The sequence below is a fragment of the Actinomadura sp. B10D3 genome, from assembly GCF_039871695.1.
Taxonomy (GTDB): domain Bacteria; phylum Actinomycetota; class Actinomycetes; order Streptosporangiales; family Streptosporangiaceae; genus Spirillospora; species Spirillospora madurae.
In genome coordinates, this window is record NZ_JBDPLY010000071.1 from 1 (window position 1) to 3,453 (window position 3,453).

A 3,453-nucleotide genomic window follows, 5' to 3' on the forward strand; every position below is an offset into this window, starting at 1 on the left:
TGCCCCACCAACGCCGCCGCGTCCAACAACTCACGATCGATCCGGCTCTCACCCTGCACACCAAAATTCTCCCAGCCGGGCACCGCCCGGCTGGGAGAATCCACAGGATTGTTCAGCAGACTCCTAGTGGAGGGAATGTCTGAGGCCCTGCTCCTGCCGGCTCTGGCCGAGTTGGTGCTGACACCGTCCGGTACCACGGACGAGGATGAGGTGAGGCATGCCCATGAGGCGATAGAGCGGTTCTACGGGACCACGCTCGTCCAGGTGGACGGCGTGAACTTCACCCCCTACCTGAAGGTGCTGATCAACCCGGTGAAGGATGCTCGGGTGGCCCGCCGGGTTGGGATCATCACGGACACTGACCGGGAACCGGGAGCGGGCCAGCCATCCCGGATCGGCAGGGCGCGTCAAATGGCCCTTGATGCGGGCATGACCGATTTCGGTGTCTTCGCCGCAGCCCCCACCCTCGAACCAGCGCTGATGCTGCCTGGAAACGAGGAACTCCTTGGGTGTGCCTTCTTGGAATGCGCCCCGAAGTCCGGTGACCGCTGGGACAACGTCCGGAAGACTCCAGCACCACAGCGGGCAGCGGAGTTCGGGAAGCTGTTCGACGACAAGGAGCCGGGAACAACGATCTCGAAGCCCGAGTTCGCGCATGCCTTGGCCGACTTGCTGACGCCTGGCTGCGGTTTTGCCGTGCCGGCCTACCTGGCTGAGGCGATCCGTTTCATCACCGCGGCAGACCCGGATGAAGAGGGTGGCCGATGACCACCGATCAGGAACTGGCCGCGGCACAGCAGGAGAAGGCGATCACCGCGCTGGCGCCGCTGTATGTCCAAGCATGCCCCGGAGCGGGCAAGACCCACGTGATCGTTTCGCGTCACCTGGCGCAACCGGCTTCGTTGCTTCGGCATGGACGAGCTCTCATCTCGTTCACGAGGACGGCCCGAGACCAAATGGCCGAGCGCTGCCGCGCCGAGGGACGAGCCGACCTGGCGGGCTTTCCCCATTTCATCGGCACGATGGACTCCTTCATCTGGGACTTCCTCGTGTTTCCTCACCTTCCCACAGATCGTCCTTGGCAACTGTTCGACTCCTGGTCAGCAGTTCGCGCCACTGTCCAACTCGATCGGACCGTGCCGCTCGACGCGTTCACGTTCACCTTCGATCCCTGCAGCGGTGTCGAGAGCGTCCCTGTGGAGGCACTGGACCGCTCCGCACGGCAGGCCTTCCACGGCACCCGGCGCCCATGGCGGCACTGGGAAGAGGAGGCGAAACGCGTCCGGAATCAACTCATGAAGCAGGGGTACCTCACCTGCCATGAGAGCCGCATCCTGGCATGGCAGCACCTACGGCAACGCCCAGACGAAGTTCTGGTCCCGTTGCGCTCCCGGTTCAGTGAAATCATGATCGACGAGGCCCAGGACTGCTCGACCACTGAAATCGCGATCCTGGATACCTTCCACGCCGCGGGGCTCAAACTCACTGTCGTCGGCGACCCGGATCAGATGATCTATGGGTGGCGAGAGGCCGACCGGAAAGCTCTCACCGACTTCACCGCCAAGCTCGATTCGACGGTCGAACTCACGGGCAATCGCCGGAGCACTCCGACGATCTGCGCACTCGCGGCCACGCTGCGCACGGGAGCGCGTTCCCCAGACCTGTCGATCGCCGGTCACCACGACGACCCGCCGGTACTGATCCTGCCCACCACGTTCGGTAGGAGCGCAAAGGCCGTCCACAGTAGCGGCATCGACACCGCAAGGGTGTTCTGCCAGCACGCGGAGCGGTTCAGCATCCCGGCCACGTCATGCTTGGTCACGGCCCGCCGCCGGGCGACTCTCCCGATTCCCTCTTCGGAGCGCGGCGGCAACCCAATCACCCGTCTGGCCAGGGCCTACCAGGTCATCGCTTCCGGTATCGCGGACGCCGACAAGATCGAGCAGGCCTGCCGCGTAGCTGCCTCGGTCCTACTCGGATACTGGTTTCCGGGCTCTTCGGGCAGCCCCGCTTCTATCTGCAAGGCACACGATCTCCAAGTCGGCGATCTTCTCAGGAGAGGCTATGCGTTCCTAGCAGAACTCCCACAACCTCATCCTGCGTGGAGCACGGACGTCAACACGACTATGAAGAACGTCCGCTCACCGTCCAGCGCGGCACCGAAAGGCACCGCTGGCCATCTCAGGGGACGACCGGTCATCACAGCGAAGGACCCTGCGCAGATGGCGGGGCCAAGGATGGACAACGTCCACCAGGTCAAGGGCGATCAAGCCGACGCCGTATTGGTCATGCTGCCTGAGACAGGAACTGCCGCCGCATGGCGGGAAGAGGATCCCGCAGAGAATGAGGAACTCCGGATCATGTACGTCGCAGTCACTCGCGCTCGGAGATTGCTCGGAATGGCAGTCCGAGACGAAGAGCTCGGTGAGATCACGGCGCTCTTGACCCAGTTCAGTGTCGATCACCAGGTGATCTCTTGATTCGTGAAGTTGCAGGATGATCGCGAGAACATGGGACGGGCAAATCTGCACCGCTGCTGTCTGCCGCTCTTTCCTGGATACCTCCGTACCTGATGGGAATGGCGAGTGTCGAGGCGCAAGGCACCGGTTCGCCTGCGGGCCACCGCGCGTTGATCGCGCCGTCGCGCACGTCGGTCAGCATGCGCCACAACCACGGCAGGTCCCCGGTCACGTGGGCGTGGGGCACGACCGCCCGCCACTCGCCAGACCCCGCGAGCCGCAACCAGGCCAGCGGCCGGCACGCGACAGCATCGGCCGGGCGCACGGCTGGGAGCGTACGCGGCAGGCTGCGCTCAGCGCTGCTTCCACCATCTGCGCGTGGTGGAATGGCCGTTGGGGGTGATCGTCGGTAGGCCTCGATCTCGTCGAGGACGATGAGGCCGGCGGGTACGAGGGCTTCGAGGTCGATGGCGAAGTCAGTGATTTTGGCGTGGGTGTCGACGATGACGATGGCCATGGGGAGGTGCTCGGAGAGGGAGAGCAGTTTGCCGGTGTGGATGTGGGAGGAGGCGCCGAAGCCTTCGAGGCCGCGTAGAACGGTGGCGCCGGCGAGGCCTTGTTTGTGGGCTCGGTGGACGATCTCGGCGTAGAGGGGGCGGTGGTGGTACTGGTCGTTCTCCCTGATGTAGATCGTCAGTCGGGCGGCGGATCCGTGCAGCCTCATATGGCGCTCCGACAGGCAGGGGGTTGTTGGCGTCCGGGGGCGGGTTGGTCGCGCGCACACCGTCTCCTATCGCGTGGATAGGGACCGTTGGCGGCCGTGGCCGCCAGACGGCTCCACCCGCCTGACCCGCCACCAGCACCATGCTGAAGCGCCCCGAAGATTCCGGACAGTGACCCCACTACAATGGGGTGGTCCGGAAAGGTAGTGATTTGGCTCGTCCGAAGAGGAAATTCTCCCCGGAATACCGGGAAGAGGCAGTGAAGATGGTGA

Annotated in this window: 3 protein-coding genes; 2 read left to right on the forward strand and 1 reads right to left on the reverse strand. The window is 64.4% G+C overall.

The features are described 5' to 3' along the window. A partial coding sequence (locus ABGB11_RS42225) for a hypothetical protein (protein WP_347641330.1) occupies nucleotides 1-768 on the forward strand: 768 nt, incomplete at its 5' end. Further along, nucleotides 765-2,480: an ATP-dependent helicase gene (locus tag ABGB11_RS42230; RefSeq protein ID WP_347641331.1), complete on the forward strand. Its 1,716-nt coding sequence runs from the start codon at nucleotides 765-767 to the stop codon at nucleotides 2,478-2,480. The genes ABGB11_RS42225 and ABGB11_RS42230, both read left to right, overlap by 4 nt. Here ABGB11_RS42230 and ABGB11_RS42235 read toward each other — a convergent pair. Next, nucleotides 2,452-3,183, reverse strand: a complete 732-nt coding sequence (locus ABGB11_RS42235) for a DUF190 domain-containing protein (RefSeq protein WP_347641332.1) — start codon at nucleotides 3,181-3,183, stop codon at nucleotides 2,452-2,454. The genes ABGB11_RS42230 and ABGB11_RS42235 overlap by 29 nt on opposite strands. Between the last annotated feature and the right edge of the window lie 270 nt (nucleotides 3,184-3,453).